The sequence below is a fragment of the Thermatribacter velox genome, assembly GCF_038396615.1.
GTDB lineage: Bacteria > Atribacterota > Atribacteria > Atribacterales > Thermatribacteraceae > Thermatribacter > Thermatribacter velox.
This window is the reverse complement of the sequence record NZ_CP121689.1, coordinates 601,528-615,719: the sequence shown is the minus strand read 5'-3', so window position 1 is coordinate 615,719 and position 14,192 is coordinate 601,528. Positions and strand designations below refer to the sequence as shown.

Below are 14,192 nucleotides of genomic sequence, written 5' to 3'. Positions count from 1 at the left end.
CTTCTTCAGGATTTGCGGATAAAACCTTCATAGTGGCGCATAAGAAGTTGTGCTTCAAGTTGACGAACAGTTTCAATAGCCACACCAACCATTATCAAAATTGCTGTTCCCCCAAAATAAAAAGTAGTAATATTGGTAACCCTGACCAGAATGTTAGGGATTATGGCGATAAAAGCCAGGAAAATAGCTCCCCATAAGGTAATTCGGGAAAGACAACGGTCCAGATATTCTACAGTAGACCTTCCTGGCCGTATTCCCGGGATAAACCCACCATACTTTTTCATGTTGTCCGCAAGTTCAGCCGGGTTGAAAGTAACCGCGGTATAAAAATAAGTGAAGAAAATTATCAAAGCAGCGTAAAGAGAGAGATAGAGAGCAGAATTGGGAGAAAGCATATCGGCAACGGACTTCATAAAGCTTGAACCCTGGAAAAACTGGGCAATGGTAGCTGGAAAAAGGAGGATAGATGAAGCAAAAATGATGGGAATGACTCCTCCCTGGATTACTCGAATGGGTATATGAGTGCTCTGGCCGCCATAAACCCTTCTTCCTACCACTCTCTTGGCATACTGTACCGGGATGCGTCGTTGTGCTTCCTGAAACTCGACCACCATTGCAATAATCAAAATCCAGACAATAAGGTTAATTGCAAATAAAAAGGGATTGATTTCCCCAACTCTAATCATGGAAGTAGTACGAACTATTTGAGGTGCTATACGAGCCACGATACCACCAAAGATGATGAGAGAAACTCCATTTCCCACACCAAAATCAGAAATCATGTCGCCAAGCCACATCAAAAAAATACTCCCTGCAGTAAGGGTCAATATTATGGTTGCCCGATAACCCCATCCAACAGCAGGTAAGACCCCTAGGTTTTCCATCCAAACAGTTATACCAAAACCTTGAATCATGGCCAGCAAAATGGTTCCCCAGCGAGTATACTGGGTTATCTTATCTCTTCCCTCTTCACCGCTTTTGGCCAATTCTTCCAGTTTGGGAACAACTGCTGTCAAAAGCTGCATAATAATTGAAGAATTGATATAGGGCATGATTCCCAAAGCGAGAATGGAAAAATTACTCAGGGCACCACCGGCGAACATGTCCAAAAAGCCAAGCAATCCTCCCTGCGAAAAAACGTTGGCTAAGGCTTTTGGATCAATGCCGGGCACGGGGATATGAGCACCTATTCTAAAAACAACCAGCATGAGCAATGTAAAAACGACCTTCCTTTTCAGGTCGGGTATCTTGAATAGCTTGACCAGAGAATCCCACATTTTCAAAGCACCTCGGCCTTTCCGCCATTCTCTTCTATAAGGGCCTTTGCTTTTTCTGAAAAAGCGTGGGCTTTAACTACCAGATTTGGCGGGCAGTTTCCTTTGGCGAGTATCTTTATTTTGCTCTCTTTGGACTCGATAAGACCAGCTTCATAAAGAACCTCAGGAGTTATTTCCCTAACATCTTTAAGCCGAGAAAGGGCGGCAAGATTAACAATTTCCCATTCTTCGCACCCCAGAGAACGGAAACCGCGCTTGGGGATACGGCGTACCAAGGGCATTTGACCACCTTCGAAACGAGGATGAATCTGTCCACCAGAACGAGCTTTTTGACCTTTCATGCCTCTGCAGGCGGTTTTACCATGACCAGAACCTATGCCCCTACCAACTCTCTTTGGTCTATGAAAAGCACCCTCTGACGGTTTCAAATCCACCAATTTCATAGCAGCTCTTCTCCTTTCACTCAACATTTTCTACTTTCAAAAGATAATCTACCTTTTGAATCATGCCTCTTAAAGAAGGATTGTCTTCCTTAACTACTGTCTGGTTAAGACGCCTAAGACCCAAGGCCTTAAGAGTTCTTTTGTGAGACTCCGGTCTGCCAATGGGACTTTTCAACAGGGTGATCTTTAACTTGTTTCCCATATCCTCTCCTCCTCAGCGTACAAAAAACTCTTTAACGCTTTTCCCTCTTAGTTTCGCAACTTCCCGCGGGTCCTTAAGGTTGCAAAGACCATTCATAGTAGCTCGAGCTACATTAATAGGGTTGTTGCTACCTAGAGATTTAGTTAAAACGTCTTTCACGCCAGCAACCTCAAGAATAGCTCGTACCGCACCACCCGCAATGACTCCGGTACCAGGTGCGGCTGGCTTCAAAACCACCATGCTAGCCCCAAACTCTCCAAGCACTTCGTGAGTTATGGTAGATCCTCGCATTGGAAACTTTATTAAGGATTTCTTGGCCTTTTCTATAGCTTTGCGCACCGCATCGGGTACTTCCTTAGCCTTACCAATCCCAATTCCCGCTACGCCTTCTCCATTACCAACGGCAACCAAAGCCCGAAAACCAAATCTTTTACCACCTTTCACCACTTTGCTGACTCGGTTAACCGCGATTAACTTTTCAGTTAACTCCAGCCCTTCAGGCTTAACTCTTCTGCCTGCTATGTCCATAGCACTTACCTCCTGTAATCTTCCACTCAAAATTGAAGCCCAGCTTCTCTTGCTCCATCAGCCAGAGCCTTTACTCTTCCATGATACTTGTAACCACCACGGTCAAATACTACCTTATTAATGCCAGCATCCAAAGCCTTTTTGCCAATAAGCAGGCCAACTTCTCTCGCCATTTGAGTTTTGGTTCCCTTGAAACCTCTGATTTCTGGAGAAAGGCTCGAAGCAGCAACCAGCGTTCTTCCTTCGTCATCGTTAATAATTTGAGCATATATGTGTCTCAAGCTTCTAAAAACACAAAGCCGGGGTCGCTCCGCAGTGCCATATACTTTTTTTCTAACCCTACGATGTCTGCGCAATCTTTTCTCTTTGCGTTCTTCAACACGCATGCTCTTCTTCCTCCTCTATTTCGCCATAGCTTTACCTTGCTTGCGCCGAATGACTTCACCCACGTACTTTATACCAGTACCTTTGTACGGTTCAGGTTTTCTGAGCTTCCTTATGTCAGCAGCGACCTGCCCTACCTTTTCCTTATCAATTCCCTTAACTTTTATAATTTGCTGGCCTTCAACCTCGAAAGAAATCCCCTCTGGTGGTTCTATCTCTACAGGATGGGAAAACCCAAGGCTCAAAACCAGGGTGTCACCCTTCTTCTGGGCACGATAACCCAAACCACTGAGCTCCAGGGATTTTTCAAAACCTTTAGATACACCCTCAACCATGTTGGCTATCAAAGTACGTGTCAAGCCAAACAGCGACTTATCGAGCTTGCTATCCCCCTGAGGAACTACGACCACCACATTATCTCTTTTCTCTATACGCATTCTGGGGTGAAATTCCTTCTCAAGAACCCCCTTTGGGCCCCTAACTCTCACGAGGTTTCCTTCTATTTCAACCTCAACTCCCTGGGGTATGTTTATTGGTTTCTTACCAATACGAGACATGCTCCAATCCTCCCTCACCAAATATAACAGATAACTTCTCCTCCAACTCCAAGTCTCCTTGCCTCTTTGCCAGTTAATACACCCTTGGAAGTGGAAACCACTACAGTACCCATCCCACCAAGCAAAATGGGAATCTCATCCTTTCCAACGTAAACTCTTAAACCAGGCTTACTGATTCTTCGTAAACCATTGATTACCCGTTCCCGATTAGGGCCATACTTCAAAAAAATAATCAAATCTCTCTTAGGACCATCGGAATCAGTTACTTTGTAATCCTCAATGTAACCCTCCTGCTTCATAATTCGCGCAATTTCTATTTTAAGCTTTGAAGCAGGAATAGACACGCTTCCCTTACGAGCCTTTAGAGCATTCCTAATTCTCGTCAACATATCAGCAATAGGGTCTGTATGCGCCATAGTACTCCCCTTCCTACCAACTGGATTTCGTAACACCAGGTATTTCTCCTCTACCAGCAAGGGTTCTGAAACAAATTCGGCATATTCCAAAATCTCTCAAATAACCCCGAGGACGACCACACAAGCTACAACGGTTACGATAGCGAACCTTGAATTTATAACCTCTCTTATTTCTCTCTATCTTTGCCTTACGAGCCATTGCTCATCCTCCCTTACGATTTGCGAAAAGGTAAGCCAAGCAACTCGAGTAAAGCCCTGGCTTCTTCATCGTTTTTTGCAGTGGTAACAAACGATATATTCATACCCCTTACTCGCTCCACTTTATCGTAGCTTATTTCGGGAAAAATTAGCTGCTCTTCAATGCCTATGGTGCAATTACCTCTCCCGTCAAAACAACTATCCGGAAAACCCCGAAAATCTCTGATACGTGCAATCGCAATGTTGAAAAAGCGATCCAGGAACTCGTACATCCTATCTCCTCTTAAGGTCACTTTGCAACCAATGGCCATCCCTTTCCGCAACTTAAAATTCGATATAGATTTTCTTGCTCGAGTAACAAGTGGTTTTTGCCCGGTAATAAGGGACAATTCCTCTATTGCCAAATCAAGATACCGGGAGTTTTGCGTTGCATCGCCAACACCCATATTGATAACCACTTTCTCAAGTTTAGGAACCTGCATCGGATTTTTATATCCAAAACGTTTCAATAGTGCAGGAACCACTTCATTTTTATATTTTTCCTTAACAACCGACACGGTAGCTCCTCCTCAAACTATACTTTGTCAATAATTTCTCCGCACTTTTTGCATATTCTGACTCTGAAATCGGAACCAGAAACACGTTCTCTCCTGATGCGTGTGAGTTGATTACATCTGCTACAAACCAGACGCAGATTGGAAATCCGCAAGGGATTTTCTTTTTCGATAATCCCTCCCTGTGGATTATCCTGGGTAGGACGGGTGTGCTTTTTGACCATATTCACACCTTCCACAATTGCTTTACCATCTTGAGGAAAAATACTTAAAATTTTTCCTCTTTTGCCTTTATCCTTGCCTCTAATGACTTCAACAAGGTCACCCTTTTTCAAAGGCACTTTTACCTGGTTCATGCTATACACCTCTCAAACAACTTCCGGGGCTAAAGAAACTATCCGCATAAACTGCCTATCTCGCAATTCGCGACCAACAGGCCCAAAAATACGTGTACCCCGAGGCACATTTTGATTGTTGATTAACACGGCAGCATTATCGTCAAAGCGAATAACCGTACCATCTTCTCTGGCAACTTCTTTCCTGGTACGAACCACAACTGCTCGTACCACTTCTCCCTTTTTAACATTGGAGTTAGGTTCAGCTTCTTTCACCGAAGCAATAATTATATCACCAATACTTGCATAACGACGATTCGAACCACCCATAACCCTTATGCACATTATTTTTTTGGCTCCAGTATTATCAGCAACCTCAAGCATTGTAGTTGGTTGAATCAATTTCCTCTCCTCCCTCTTCTACACTTCTTTCCAGAACAGTCACTACTCTCCAGCGCTTGGTTTTGCTGAGTGGTCGAGTTTCTTCAATAAGCACCTTATCGCCAAGTTTACAGGTATTAGCTTCATCATGAGCCTTAAATTTGCGTTTTCTTTTGACTTTCTTGCCATAGAGAGGATGCTCGCTTAAGCGAATCACTTCCACCACCACTGTTTTATCCATAGCGTCACTTATCACTGTGCCAACCAATCTCTTGGGACCTGGCATGTTATTGAACCTCCCGCTGTTTAGCCGCTAATTCTCGTTCTCGCTGAATAGTTTTAATCCTTGCAATATCCCGTTTTACCAATCTTATCCGACGAGGATTCCTGAGTTGCCCAGTAATAGCTTGAAAACGTAAGTTAAAAAGCTCTGTACGTAAATCTTTTAATTTTTGATTGAGTTCCTCATCGGTCATGTTACGCAGTTCGGAAGCCTTCATCACAATCACCACCTATTCCGTCTGTCGTTCAACTATACGGGTTTTAACAGGCAACTTAAATGAGGCAACCCTTAAAGCTTCAAATGCTGTTTCACGATCCACTCCAGCAATTTCGAAAAGAATTCTTCCTGGCTTCACCACTGCAACCCAACCCTCTACGGGGCCTTTACCCTTACCCATTCTTGATTCAGTGGGCTTTTTGGTGTATGGCTTATCAGGGAAAATGCGAATCCAGATTTTTCCTTTCTTAATATGCCTTGATATCGCGACTCGTGCAGCCTCTATTTGGGGATTGGTAATCCAAGCTGGCTGTAAAGCCTGCAAACCAAAATCTCCAAAGTCAACTTCACACCCTCTATAAGCAACTCCGGTCATTCTACCACGATGCTGTTTTCTATACTTAACTCTCTTCGGTATCAACATAGTCCTCAAGCTCCTCCTCGTAAATTTCCTCCTGGGGCATAGTAATTTCTCCTTCCAGGGTTTCGCCAGGAGAGATTACCTCACCCTTAAAGATCCATACCTTAACGCCAATTTTTCCATAAGTAGTAAGAGCTTCAGCAAATCCGTAATCAATATCAGCTCTGAGTGTATGCAAAGGCAAACGACCTTCTCGATACCATTCTTCTCGAGCTATTTCTGCTCCTCCCAGTCGCCCTGAACAAGAAATCTTAATGCCTTTAGCCCCCATTCTCAAAGCACGAGCAATAGCCTGTTTCATAGCTCTACGGTAAGAGATACGTCGCTCAATCTGAAAAGCAATGTTCTCTGCAACCAACTGGGCATCAATCTCAGGCACGGGAACTTCCTCAACTGAAATCTGGATGTTTTTGTTGCCTACCATATCCTGTATTTCTTGCCTGAGCTTTTCCACCTCAGAACCTTTTCTCCCAATTACTATTCCCGGGCGAGCTGTTTTGATCACTATCTTTAGCTGGTTCGCCAAGCGCTCGATATTGATTTGCGAAACACCAGCGCGGTATAGTTTTTCTTTAATGTAACGACGAATTTTTAAGTCCTCAAGAAGGAAATCACGATATTTATCTTCCGAAAACCAGCGCGACTGCCAATCCTTGACTATGCCCAATCTAAGACCAATAGGATTTACTTTTTGTCCCAAGTTAACGTCCCTCCTCCGCTTCGGCAACATAGACAGTAATATGCGATGTTCTCTTGCGAATGATATCAGCACGACCCATAGCTCTTGGTCTCACTCGTTTCATGGTGGGACCAGTATCAACGTAAGCTCTGGAAACGATAAGCTTTTCGACGTCAAGGTTCCAGTTATTTTCGGCATTAGCAATAGCAGACTGTAACACCTTTTTCACCAGGCGAGCCGATTTTTTAGGAATAAAGCTCAAGATACTCAACGCTTCCTGAGCACTTTTGCCCTTTATAAGGTTTACCGCTTGTCTAGCTTTTCTGGGTGAAATACGAACATGCCGAGCTACTGCTCTAACTTCCATTATCAATACCTCCCCTACTTAAGCGCGGTAGAGCGCTCTGTGGGATTACCATGGCCTCTAAAAGTTCGTGTTGGAGCAAATTCTCCCAATCTGTGACCAACCATCTGCTCAGTTATGTATACAGGAACATGCTTGCGACCATTGTAAACCGCAATGGTATGTCCTACCATTTCAGGAATAATCACACATGCTCTGCACCAAGTCTTGATCACTCTTTTCTCGCCTCTTTTATTAAGCTCTTCTATTCTCTTCCTGAGTTTTGGATCGACAAAAGGTCCTTTCTTGGTTGACCTACCCACCTGTTATTCGCCCCCTACTTTCTTCTTTTAACAATCCACTTATCGGTTTGTTTATTCTTTCTGGTTTTAAATCCTTTCGTCAGAAGGCCCCAGGGGCTAACCGGTTGCCGTCCTCCGTGAGCCCGCCCTTCACCACCACCGTGAGGATGATCAATGGGGTTCATAGCAACACCACGAACTGTGGGCCGTATCCCCAACCAGCGTTTCCTCCCCGCTTTACCAATGGTAATGTTTTCATGATCGACGTTGCCCACCTGTCCTACCGTGGCAAAACAATCCAAGTGCACCAGTCTAATTTCTCCCGAAGCCAGACGAACTTGAGCATAATCGCCTTCTTTCGCCATCAGTTGAGCATAAGCTCCAGCTGCCCTGGCTAACTGTCCTCCTTTTCCCCTGCGAAGCTCAATGTTGTGGATGATGGTACCCACCGGGATGTTCCTGAGCGGTAAAGCATTTCCAGGTCTAATATCAACGTTCTCACCGCTCATCAATACATCTCCAACCTTCACACCCAAAGGAGCCAAAATATAACGCTTCTCACCATCAGCATATTTGAGAAGAGCAATCCGTGCTGAGCGATTAGGATCATACTCTATGCTCTCCACAGTAGCTGGAATGTTAAATTTATCTCTTTTAAAATCAATTAAGCGATACTTTCTTTTGTGACCGCCACCGCGATGCCTTACTGAAATTCTCCCCTGATTATCACGTCCAGCTTTCCGCTTCAAGGACACCAAGAGGGATTTCTGGGGTTCAGCTCCCGGCGTAAGTTCTTCAAAGGTATACCCGGTCATCTGTCTTCTACCAGGTGTTACTGGTTTATATTCTTTAATGCTCGCCATCCTACTCGCTCCTTTTGCTCCGCTTAACTTATATCAAAGGCTTTAATTCTTTCACCAGGTTTCACATAGACAATAGCTTTTTTCCAGGAAGCAGTTCTACCCTCAAACCTACCTAACCTTTTCTTCTTGCCTGGAACATTCACGGTATTAACCTTCAAAACAGTAACTCCAAACATCTCCTGAACGGCTTTTTTAATTTCACTCTTGGTAGCTTTAGGGTTAACCTTGAAAACATATTTATTCTCTTCCTGGAGCTTTACTGCCTTCTCGGTAATTATTGGGTGTATGATGATCTCTCTATCCACACTCATTTATTTAACACCTCCCACAAAGAGAGGAAAGCCGGCTTCTCAAAAACCACATTTTCAAATTTCAAAAGATGATAGGTAGATACAGAGTTAACAGGTAGCACGTCAACATTTTCGAGATTAGAAAAAGACCGTAAAACATTTTCGTTCTTGGAGACAGTTACCACCAGTGTGCTTCCTTTTAAACCCAAATTAGTTAAAAGCTTGACTGCTTCTTTGGTTTTCGGTTGTTCCAGCAAAAGATTCTCCACTACACGTAAGCTTCCCTCTTTTATTTTTGCAAGCAGCGATTGTAGCATTGCCTGACGCTTCTCTTTTTTGTTAAGAGAAAAGTAATAAGAGCGAGGACGAGGCCCAAAAACCACTCCTCCGCCACGCCATATAGGGGAACGTATACTTCCATGTCTTGCTCTTCCGGTGCCTTTTTGACGCCAGGGTTTTCTCCCTCCACCACTGACTTCTCCCCGAGTCTTGGTTTTTACCGTTCCTCTTCTTTGGTTATCAAGATAGGATTTAACAGCGAGAAATAAGAGATGGGTATTCATTCCTTCATCAACCATCTCTTCAATAACCAGCTGGTCCACCGTTTTACCTTCTCTATCGAACACCGCTATTTCCATCCTATTTCTCCTCCCATGCTAAGAAGCACATTTTTTGATGAGAACAGTGCCTCCTGTGGGACCAGGGACTGCTCCCTTCACCAAGAGCAAGTTTCTTTCTTCGTTCACAGCCACCACTTCTAAGTTGCGAACAGTAACTCTCTCTCCACCCATGCGACCAGGCAAACCTTTACCTTTGAACACTCGTTCTGGGTCCGTCGCGCCAATAGAACCAGGGCGACGATAGAACATCGAACCGTGAGAAGCAGGTCCACCTCCATAGCCAAAGCGCTTGACAACTCCAGCAAAACCCTTGCCTTTAGATTGTCCAGTAACGTTTACCCGATCACCAACCTTAAAACCACTTACTTTGAGTTCCTGTCCTACTTGATAATTTTCTGTATCCTTAAATCTAAACTCTCTGAAAATTCGCAGAGGTGGGAGGTTGGCCTTTTTCAAAATTCCAAGCAACGGTTTATTAAGCTTCTTTTCTCTGGTCTCTCCATAACTAAGCTTCAGGGCTTCGTAACCATCTACTTCCCTGGTTTTTTTCTGAACCACGAAACAGGGGCCACATTTGATAACTGTAACCGGAATAACTCGGCCAGCCTGGTCAAACACCCTCGTCATGCCTATTTTTTCACCAATCATGCCATACTCAACCACTTTCATCTCTCTCTCTCCTTCCACCCCAGTGCTACAGCTTTATCTCTATATCCACACCAGCAGGCAAATCCAGATGCATCAATGCATCGACAGTCTTAGGGTTAGGGTCAATGATATCTATCATTCTTTTGTGAGTCCTTATTTCAAACTGTTCCCGAGACTTTTTGTCGACGTGAGGAGAACGCAAAACAGTATATCTCACGATCTCTGTAGGCAGAGGTATAGGCCCTGCTACCCGAGCACCTGTTCTTTCCGCTGTATGAACAATCTTCAAAGCCGACTGATCCAGGATTTTATGATCGTAAGCCTTTAACTTTATCCTTATTCTCTGGGCCACTTTCCATGCCTCCCCAAAAATTCAAATATGAACACAGCAACCTCCACAGTTACTCTATAATCTCAGTTACTACACCTGCTCCAACCGTTCTACCACCTTCACGAATAGCAAAGCGCAATCCTTTCTCCATGGCAATGGGGTAGATGAGCTTTACTTCCAGGTTGGCATTGTCTCCAGGCATGACCATTTCCACACCTTCAGGGAGCTTGATTTCTCCAGTAACGTCAGTGGTGCGGAAATAGAACTGGGGACGATAACCGTTGAAGAAGGGAGTGTGTCGTCCACCTTCTTCTTTGGTGAGCACATAGACTTCAGCTTTGAAGTGGGTATGTGGAGTGATAGAACCAGGTGCAGCCAGAACCTGTCCTCGCTCTACTTCTTTCTTCTCAATACCTCGAAGCAGGACACCAATGTTGTCTCCAGCTTGGGCTTCATCAAGGATTTTGCGGAACATCTCAATGCCAGTGACCACAGTCTTTTTGATCTCATGGGAAAGTCCCACGATTTCCACCTGGTCACCAAGGTGCAGGACTCCACGCTCCACTCTTCCGGTAACCACAGTACCACGACCGGTGATGGAGAAAACGTCCTCAATAGGCATCAGGAAGGGTTTGTCCAGTTCACGCTGGGGAAGAGGAATGTACTCATCCATGGCATCCAGGAGTTCCCAGATTTTACCACACCACTCACACTCTCGCTTACCACAGCCACACTCCAAGGCTTTGAGAGCACTGCCTACCACTACCGGCACATCGTCTCCTGGGAACTCATAGCGGTTGAGCAGATCCCGCACTTCCATTTCCACCAGCTCTATGAGCTCTGGGTCATCCACCATGTCAGCTTTATTCATGAAGACTACAATGTAGGGCACCTCTACCTGACGGGAGAGGAGAATGTGCTCCCGGGTCTGAGGCATAGGACCATCAGCAGCAGAGACCACCAAGATGGCACCATCCATCTGGGCAGCTCCAGTAATCATGTTCTTGACGTAGTCAGCATGCCCAGGGCAGTCGATGTGGGCATAGTGCCTTTTTTCAGTCTCATACTCCACGTGGGCAATGGCAATGGTGATACCTCGCTCCCTTTCTTCAGGAGCTTTGTCAATCTGCTCGAAAGGTGTGTAGTTTGCCAGTCCCGCCTTGGAAAGCACCATAGTTATTGCCGCAGTGAGCGTGGTCTTTCCATGGTCGACATGTCCAATGGTTCCCACATTGACATGGGGCTTTTTCCGTTCAAACTTTTGCTTGGCCATAGGAATCCTCCTCGTTTCAAGTCTTTTCTAATTTATTTGAACTTGCTAATTATTTCCTTAGCAATGTTAGGAGGCACTTCTTGATAATGAGAAAATTGCATGGTGTAGTTTGCTCGACCCTGGGTGATAGAACGAAGCGCCGTTGCATAACCAAAAAGTTCGGCCAAGGGTACCTTGGCGTTAACAATCTGTAACTCACCCTTGGGTTCCACACCATCTACCCGACCCCTTCGGGCGCTTAAATCACCGATTACATCACCCAGGTACTCCTTAGGCGTAACCACCTGAACCCTCATAATCGGTTCCAACAAAACTGGCTCTGCTTTCTTAATGGCCTCCTTAACGCCAATCGCACCAGCTATCTTAAAAGCAATGTCTGAAGAATCAACCGGGTGATAGGAACCGTCAACCAGTCTTACCTTTATGTTAATAACCGGGAAGCCGGCAAGAACACCGTTATCGAGGGCTTCGCGAACACCAGACTCCACAGCTGGTATGTATTCCCTGGGAATTGCTCCCCCAACGATACGGTCCTCAAAAACAAAGTTCTCCTCACAGGGCTCGACCTCCAGCACCACATGACCATACTGGCCACGACCACCAGTCTGGCGAACAAACCTTCCCTCAGCGCGCGCAGAAGAGCGTATGGTTTCTTTATAGGCAACCTGAGGCTGACCTATGTTAGCCTGAACCTTAAACTCTCTAAGCAATCTATCAACAATTATCTCAAGATGTAGTTCTCCCATGCCAGAAATTATGGTCTGCGCCGTTTCTTCGTCGGTTCTAACTTTAAAAGTGGGATCCTCCTCTGCCAGTTTTGCAAGTGCAATGCTCAGCTTATCCTGGTCTTGGCGCGTCTTGGGCTCGATGGCCACCGAGATAACCGGCTCAGGAAAGGCAAGAGACTCAAGAACTACAGGATGTTCCTCATCACACAAAGTGTCACCAGTAGTAGCACTCCTCATTCCCACTACACCACACAAATCTCCTGCTTTCGCTTCTGCAACATCCTCCCGGTGGTTAGCATGAATAACCAGTAAACGACTAACTCTTTCTTTCACGCCTTTAGAAGCATTAAACACGTAACTACCACTCTTTATAGTGCCCGAATAAATTCGAATGAAAGAGATCTTGCCAGCATGGGGATCCATGAGAATCTTAAATACTAAAGCCGCAAAAGGTTCTTCAGGTAAAGGACGACGTTCCACTTTTTCCCCAGTAACGGGATTCTTACCAACGACTGGTGGCAAATCAAGAGGTGAAGGTAAATACCAGGTTACTGCATCCAGCAACGGTTGAATACATTTATTCTTGAGCGCAGAACCTCCAAGGACCGGAACGAATTCACCCGAAATGACTTTAGCTCTGATTACCTGACGAATATCCTCAGGAGTGATGGTATCCTCAAAATACCTCTCCATGAACTGTTCATCGAGTTCCGAAAGAGCTTCCAGTAAAGCCTCTCTCCATTTTCTTGCTTCTTCTATATACTCTGAAGGGATATCAGAAACTCTATATTGTATGCCTTCCTCATCCACGTCATACAAATAAGCTCGCATTTCAATAAGGTCAACAACCCCCACGAAATCAGCCTCTCTGCCTATGGGAATCTGGACTGGATGAGCGTTGGCGCTAAGCTTTTTACGCATAGCATCGACAACGGCATAGAAATCAGCACCAATCCGATCAAGCTTGTTAACAAAAGCAATGCGAGGCACCTTGTAGCGGTCTGCCTGATGCCAAACCGTCTCCGACTGAGGCTCCACACCTCCAACCCCGCAAAAAACAGCTATTGCTCCATCCAGAACTCTCAAACTTCTTTCGACTTCTACCGTAAAGTCCACATGCCCAGGCGTATCGATGATATTAATCCTACAATCTCTCCAAAAGCAAGTAGTTACCGCAGAACTTATAGTAATGCCTCGTTCTTGTTCCTGAGGCAAGAAATCCATGGTAGCTGTCCCTTCGTGGACCTCTCCAATGCGGTGTATTTTCCCAGTGTAATACAGTATACGTTCAGTAACTGTAGTCTTACCAGCATCAATATGTGCCATAATTCCAATGTTTCTTACTTTAGCAATATCAAAGTCTTCGAACTTTTCAGCTTTATTGTTTGCAATCACTTTACTCAAATCGCCTCATCCCCACTCCAACGTTGGTATTCAGTTTTTAAAACCATCTATAATGAGCAAAAGCCTTGTTGGCTTCAGCCATGCGGTGAGTATCTTCCCGCTTCTTACAAGCACCGCCAGTACCGTTGGCTGCATCAATAATTTCATTCGCCAGCTTTTCAATCATATTTCTCCCTGCTCGTTCTCTGCTTGCATTTACCAGCCAGCGAATACCAAGACTTTTGCTTCTTTCAGGACGTACCTCAATAGGTACTTGATAGTTAGCGCCACCAACCCTACGAGGACGAACCTCCACAAGTGGCATAACATTCTCCAGTGCCTGGTAGTATACTTCCAAGGGGTCGCGTTTTGTCTTTTCTCTAATAATTTCAAAAGCTCCATAAACTATTTTTTCCGCTATGCTTTTCTTCCCATCCTTCATTACCTTGTTAATAAGACGCGCCACATCCACACTGTTGTAAACTGGATCAGGCGGTATTTCTCTTTTAGGAACAGGTCCTTTCCGTGGCAAACCCA

Annotated in this window: 25 protein-coding genes; all 25 read right to left on the bottom strand. The window is 45.0% G+C overall.

The annotated features are described in order from the left end of the window. Window positions 1-5: 5 nt before the first annotated feature. The 25 genes from secY to rpsG all read right to left on the bottom strand — a co-directional run bounded on the left by secY (window position 6) and on the right by rpsG (window position 14,187). The gene (gene secY, locus QBE54_RS02995) at window positions 6-1,277 is read right to left on the bottom strand and encodes a preprotein translocase subunit SecY (protein WP_369018880.1); all 1,272 of its coding nucleotides are present in this window, start codon (window positions 1,275-1,277) and stop codon (window positions 6-8) included. Window positions 1,278-1,279: 2 nt separating this feature from the next. After that, window positions 1,280-1,720 carry a 50S ribosomal protein L15 gene (gene rplO, locus QBE54_RS02990; RefSeq protein WP_369018879.1) on the bottom strand — a complete coding sequence of 147 codons (441 nt, stop codon included), beginning with the start codon at window positions 1,718-1,720 and terminating at the stop codon, window positions 1,280-1,282. A 16-nt stretch (window positions 1,721-1,736) separates the two neighbouring features. Beyond that, a complete protein-coding gene (rpmD, locus tag QBE54_RS02985) occupies window positions 1,737-1,922 on the bottom strand; it encodes a 50S ribosomal protein L30 (RefSeq protein ID WP_369018878.1) in 186 nt (61 codons plus the stop codon). 12 nt (window positions 1,923-1,934) lie between these two features. Next, on the bottom strand, window positions 1,935-2,450 hold the full coding sequence (gene rpsE, locus QBE54_RS02980; RefSeq protein ID WP_369018877.1) for a 30S ribosomal protein S5: 516 nt from the start codon (window positions 2,448-2,450) through the stop codon (window positions 1,935-1,937). A gap of 26 nt (window positions 2,451-2,476) precedes the next feature. Then, window positions 2,477-2,836 carry a 50S ribosomal protein L18 gene (gene rplR, locus QBE54_RS02975; protein WP_369018876.1) on the bottom strand — a complete coding sequence of 120 codons (360 nt, stop codon included), beginning with the start codon at window positions 2,834-2,836 and terminating at the stop codon, window positions 2,477-2,479. A 15-nt stretch (window positions 2,837-2,851) separates the two neighbouring features. Next, complete coding sequence (gene rplF / locus QBE54_RS02970; protein ID WP_369018875.1) at window positions 2,852-3,391, bottom strand: 50S ribosomal protein L6; 540 nt, start codon at window positions 3,389-3,391, stop codon at window positions 2,852-2,854. Between the two features lie 14 nt (window positions 3,392-3,405). Continuing rightward, a complete protein-coding gene (rpsH, locus tag QBE54_RS02965; RefSeq protein ID WP_369019380.1) occupies window positions 3,406-3,807 on the bottom strand; it encodes a 30S ribosomal protein S8 in 402 nt (133 codons plus the stop codon). Window positions 3,808-3,820: 13 nt separating this feature from the next. Further along, entirely contained in the window at window positions 3,821-4,006 is a 186-nt protein-coding gene (locus QBE54_RS02960) for a type Z 30S ribosomal protein S14 (protein ID WP_369018874.1), read from the bottom strand. Window positions 4,007-4,019: 13 nt separating this feature from the next. Next, window positions 4,020-4,562 carry a 50S ribosomal protein L5 gene (rplE, locus tag QBE54_RS02955; RefSeq protein WP_369018873.1) on the bottom strand — a complete coding sequence of 181 codons (543 nt, stop codon included), beginning with the start codon at window positions 4,560-4,562 and terminating at the stop codon, window positions 4,020-4,022. A 17-nt stretch (window positions 4,563-4,579) separates the two neighbouring features. Continuing rightward, window positions 4,580-4,915, bottom strand: a complete 336-nt coding sequence (gene rplX, locus QBE54_RS02950) for a 50S ribosomal protein L24 (protein WP_369018872.1) — start codon at window positions 4,913-4,915, stop codon at window positions 4,580-4,582. 12 nt (window positions 4,916-4,927) lie between these two features. Further along, a complete protein-coding gene (gene rplN, locus QBE54_RS02945; RefSeq protein ID WP_369018871.1) occupies window positions 4,928-5,296 on the bottom strand; it encodes a 50S ribosomal protein L14 in 369 nt (122 codons plus the stop codon). Continuing rightward, window positions 5,271-5,561, bottom strand: a complete 291-nt coding sequence (gene rpsQ / locus QBE54_RS02940; protein WP_369018870.1) for a 30S ribosomal protein S17 — start codon at window positions 5,559-5,561, stop codon at window positions 5,271-5,273. Before rpsQ ends, rplN begins: the two co-directional genes overlap by 26 nt. A gap of 1 nt (window position 5,562) precedes the next feature. Further along, window positions 5,563-5,775, bottom strand: a complete 213-nt coding sequence (gene rpmC / locus QBE54_RS02935) for a 50S ribosomal protein L29 (protein WP_369018869.1) — start codon at window positions 5,773-5,775, stop codon at window positions 5,563-5,565. Window positions 5,776-5,787: 12 nt separating this feature from the next. Further along, the gene (rplP, locus tag QBE54_RS02930) at window positions 5,788-6,198 is read right to left on the bottom strand and encodes a 50S ribosomal protein L16 (RefSeq protein ID WP_369018868.1); all 411 of its coding nucleotides are present in this window, start codon (window positions 6,196-6,198) and stop codon (window positions 5,788-5,790) included. Further along, window positions 6,176-6,895, bottom strand: coding sequence for a 30S ribosomal protein S3 (gene rpsC, locus QBE54_RS02925; RefSeq protein ID WP_369018867.1), 720 nt, complete (start codon window positions 6,893-6,895; stop codon window positions 6,176-6,178). Before rpsC ends, rplP begins: the two co-directional genes overlap by 23 nt. 1 nt (window position 6,896) lies before the next feature. Beyond that, window positions 6,897-7,241 carry a 50S ribosomal protein L22 gene (gene rplV / locus QBE54_RS02920; RefSeq protein ID WP_369018866.1) on the bottom strand — a complete coding sequence of 115 codons (345 nt, stop codon included), beginning with the start codon at window positions 7,239-7,241 and terminating at the stop codon, window positions 6,897-6,899. Between the two features lie 14 nt (window positions 7,242-7,255). Next, a complete protein-coding gene (gene rpsS, locus QBE54_RS02915; protein WP_369018865.1) occupies window positions 7,256-7,540 on the bottom strand; it encodes a 30S ribosomal protein S19 in 285 nt (94 codons plus the stop codon). Window positions 7,541-7,554: 14 nt separating this feature from the next. Further along, a complete protein-coding gene (rplB, locus tag QBE54_RS02910) occupies window positions 7,555-8,382 on the bottom strand; it encodes a 50S ribosomal protein L2 (protein WP_369018864.1) in 828 nt (275 codons plus the stop codon). Between the two features lie 23 nt (window positions 8,383-8,405). Next, complete coding sequence (locus QBE54_RS02905; protein ID WP_369018863.1) at window positions 8,406-8,693, bottom strand: 50S ribosomal protein L23; 288 nt, start codon at window positions 8,691-8,693, stop codon at window positions 8,406-8,408. Further along, window positions 8,690-9,310 (bottom strand): 50S ribosomal protein L4, encoded by a 621-nt coding sequence (gene rplD / locus QBE54_RS02900; protein WP_369018862.1) that lies wholly within the window; start codon window positions 9,308-9,310, stop codon window positions 8,690-8,692. The genes QBE54_RS02905 and rplD overlap by 4 nt, the downstream gene beginning before the upstream one ends. Before the next feature lie 18 nt (window positions 9,311-9,328). Further along, window positions 9,329-9,961: a 50S ribosomal protein L3 gene (gene rplC / locus QBE54_RS02895; RefSeq protein WP_369018861.1), complete on the bottom strand. Its 633-nt coding sequence runs from the start codon at window positions 9,959-9,961 to the stop codon at window positions 9,329-9,331. A gap of 25 nt (window positions 9,962-9,986) precedes the next feature. Then, window positions 9,987-10,292 (bottom strand): 30S ribosomal protein S10, encoded by a 306-nt coding sequence (gene rpsJ, locus QBE54_RS02890; protein WP_369018860.1) that lies wholly within the window; start codon window positions 10,290-10,292, stop codon window positions 9,987-9,989. 49 nt (window positions 10,293-10,341) lie between these two features. Next, the gene (gene tuf / locus QBE54_RS02885) at window positions 10,342-11,544 is read right to left on the bottom strand and encodes an elongation factor Tu (RefSeq protein ID WP_369017822.1); all 1,203 of its coding nucleotides are present in this window, start codon (window positions 11,542-11,544) and stop codon (window positions 10,342-10,344) included. A gap of 32 nt (window positions 11,545-11,576) precedes the next feature. Next, window positions 11,577-13,598, bottom strand: coding sequence for an elongation factor G (fusA, locus tag QBE54_RS02880; protein WP_369019379.1), 2,022 nt, complete (start codon window positions 13,596-13,598; stop codon window positions 11,577-11,579). A gap of 115 nt (window positions 13,599-13,713) precedes the next feature. After that, window positions 13,714-14,187, bottom strand: coding sequence for a 30S ribosomal protein S7 (rpsG, locus tag QBE54_RS02875; RefSeq protein ID WP_369018859.1), 474 nt, complete (start codon window positions 14,185-14,187; stop codon window positions 13,714-13,716). Window positions 14,188-14,192: the final 5 nt, after the last annotated feature.

Coding starts and splice junctions, on each gene's coding strand:
- rplP (WP_369018868.1), bottom strand. CDS start 6,198: ATGTTGATACCGAAGAGAGTTAAGTATAGAAAACAGCATCGTGGTAGA.
- rpsE (WP_369018877.1), bottom strand. CDS start 2,450: ATGGACATAGCAGGCAGAAGAGTTAAGCCTGAAGGGCTGGAGTTAACT.
- rplX (WP_369018872.1), bottom strand. CDS start 4,915: ATGAACCAGGTAAAAGTGCCTTTGAAAAAGGGTGACCTTGTTGAAGTC.
- rplD (WP_369018862.1), bottom strand. CDS start 9,310: ATGGAAATAGCGGTGTTCGATAGAGAAGGTAAAACGGTGGACCAGCTG.
- rplO (WP_369018879.1), bottom strand. CDS start 1,720: ATGAAATTGGTGGATTTGAAACCGTCAGAGGGTGCTTTTCATAGACCA.
- rpmC (WP_369018869.1), bottom strand. CDS start 5,775: ATGAAGGCTTCCGAACTGCGTAACATGACCGATGAGGAACTCAATCAA.
- rplC (WP_369018861.1), bottom strand. CDS start 9,961: ATGAAAGTGGTTGAGTATGGCATGATTGGTGAAAAAATAGGCATGACG.
- QBE54_RS02960 (WP_369018874.1), bottom strand. CDS start 4,006: ATGGCTCGTAAGGCAAAGATAGAGAGAAATAAGAGAGGTTATAAATTC.
- rpmD (WP_369018878.1), bottom strand. CDS start 1,922: ATGGGAAACAAGTTAAAGATCACCCTGTTGAAAAGTCCCATTGGCAGA.
- rpsQ (WP_369018870.1), bottom strand. CDS start 5,561: ATGCCAGGTCCCAAGAGATTGGTTGGCACAGTGATAAGTGACGCTATG.
- tuf (WP_369017822.1), bottom strand. CDS start 11,544: ATGGCCAAGCAAAAGTTTGAACGGAAAAAGCCCCATGTCAATGTGGGA.
- rplR (WP_369018876.1), bottom strand. CDS start 2,836: ATGCGTGTTGAAGAACGCAAAGAGAAAAGATTGCGCAGACATCGTAGG.
- rplV (WP_369018866.1), bottom strand. CDS start 7,241: ATGGAAGTTAGAGCAGTAGCTCGGCATGTTCGTATTTCACCCAGAAAA.
- rplB (WP_369018864.1), bottom strand. CDS start 8,382: ATGGCGAGCATTAAAGAATATAAACCAGTAACACCTGGTAGAAGACAG.
- fusA (WP_369019379.1), bottom strand. CDS start 13,598: ATGGCACATATTGATGCTGGTAAGACTACAGTTACTGAACGTATACTG.
- rplF (WP_369018875.1), bottom strand. CDS start 3,391: ATGTCTCGTATTGGTAAGAAACCAATAAACATACCCCAGGGAGTTGAG.
- rpsH (WP_369019380.1), bottom strand. CDS start 3,807: ATGGCGCATACAGACCCTATTGCTGATATGTTGACGAGAATTAGGAAT.
- QBE54_RS02905 (WP_369018863.1), bottom strand. CDS start 8,693: ATGAGTGTGGATAGAGAGATCATCATACACCCAATAATTACCGAGAAG.
- secY (WP_369018880.1), bottom strand. CDS start 1,277: ATGTGGGATTCTCTGGTCAAGCTATTCAAGATACCCGACCTGAAAAGG.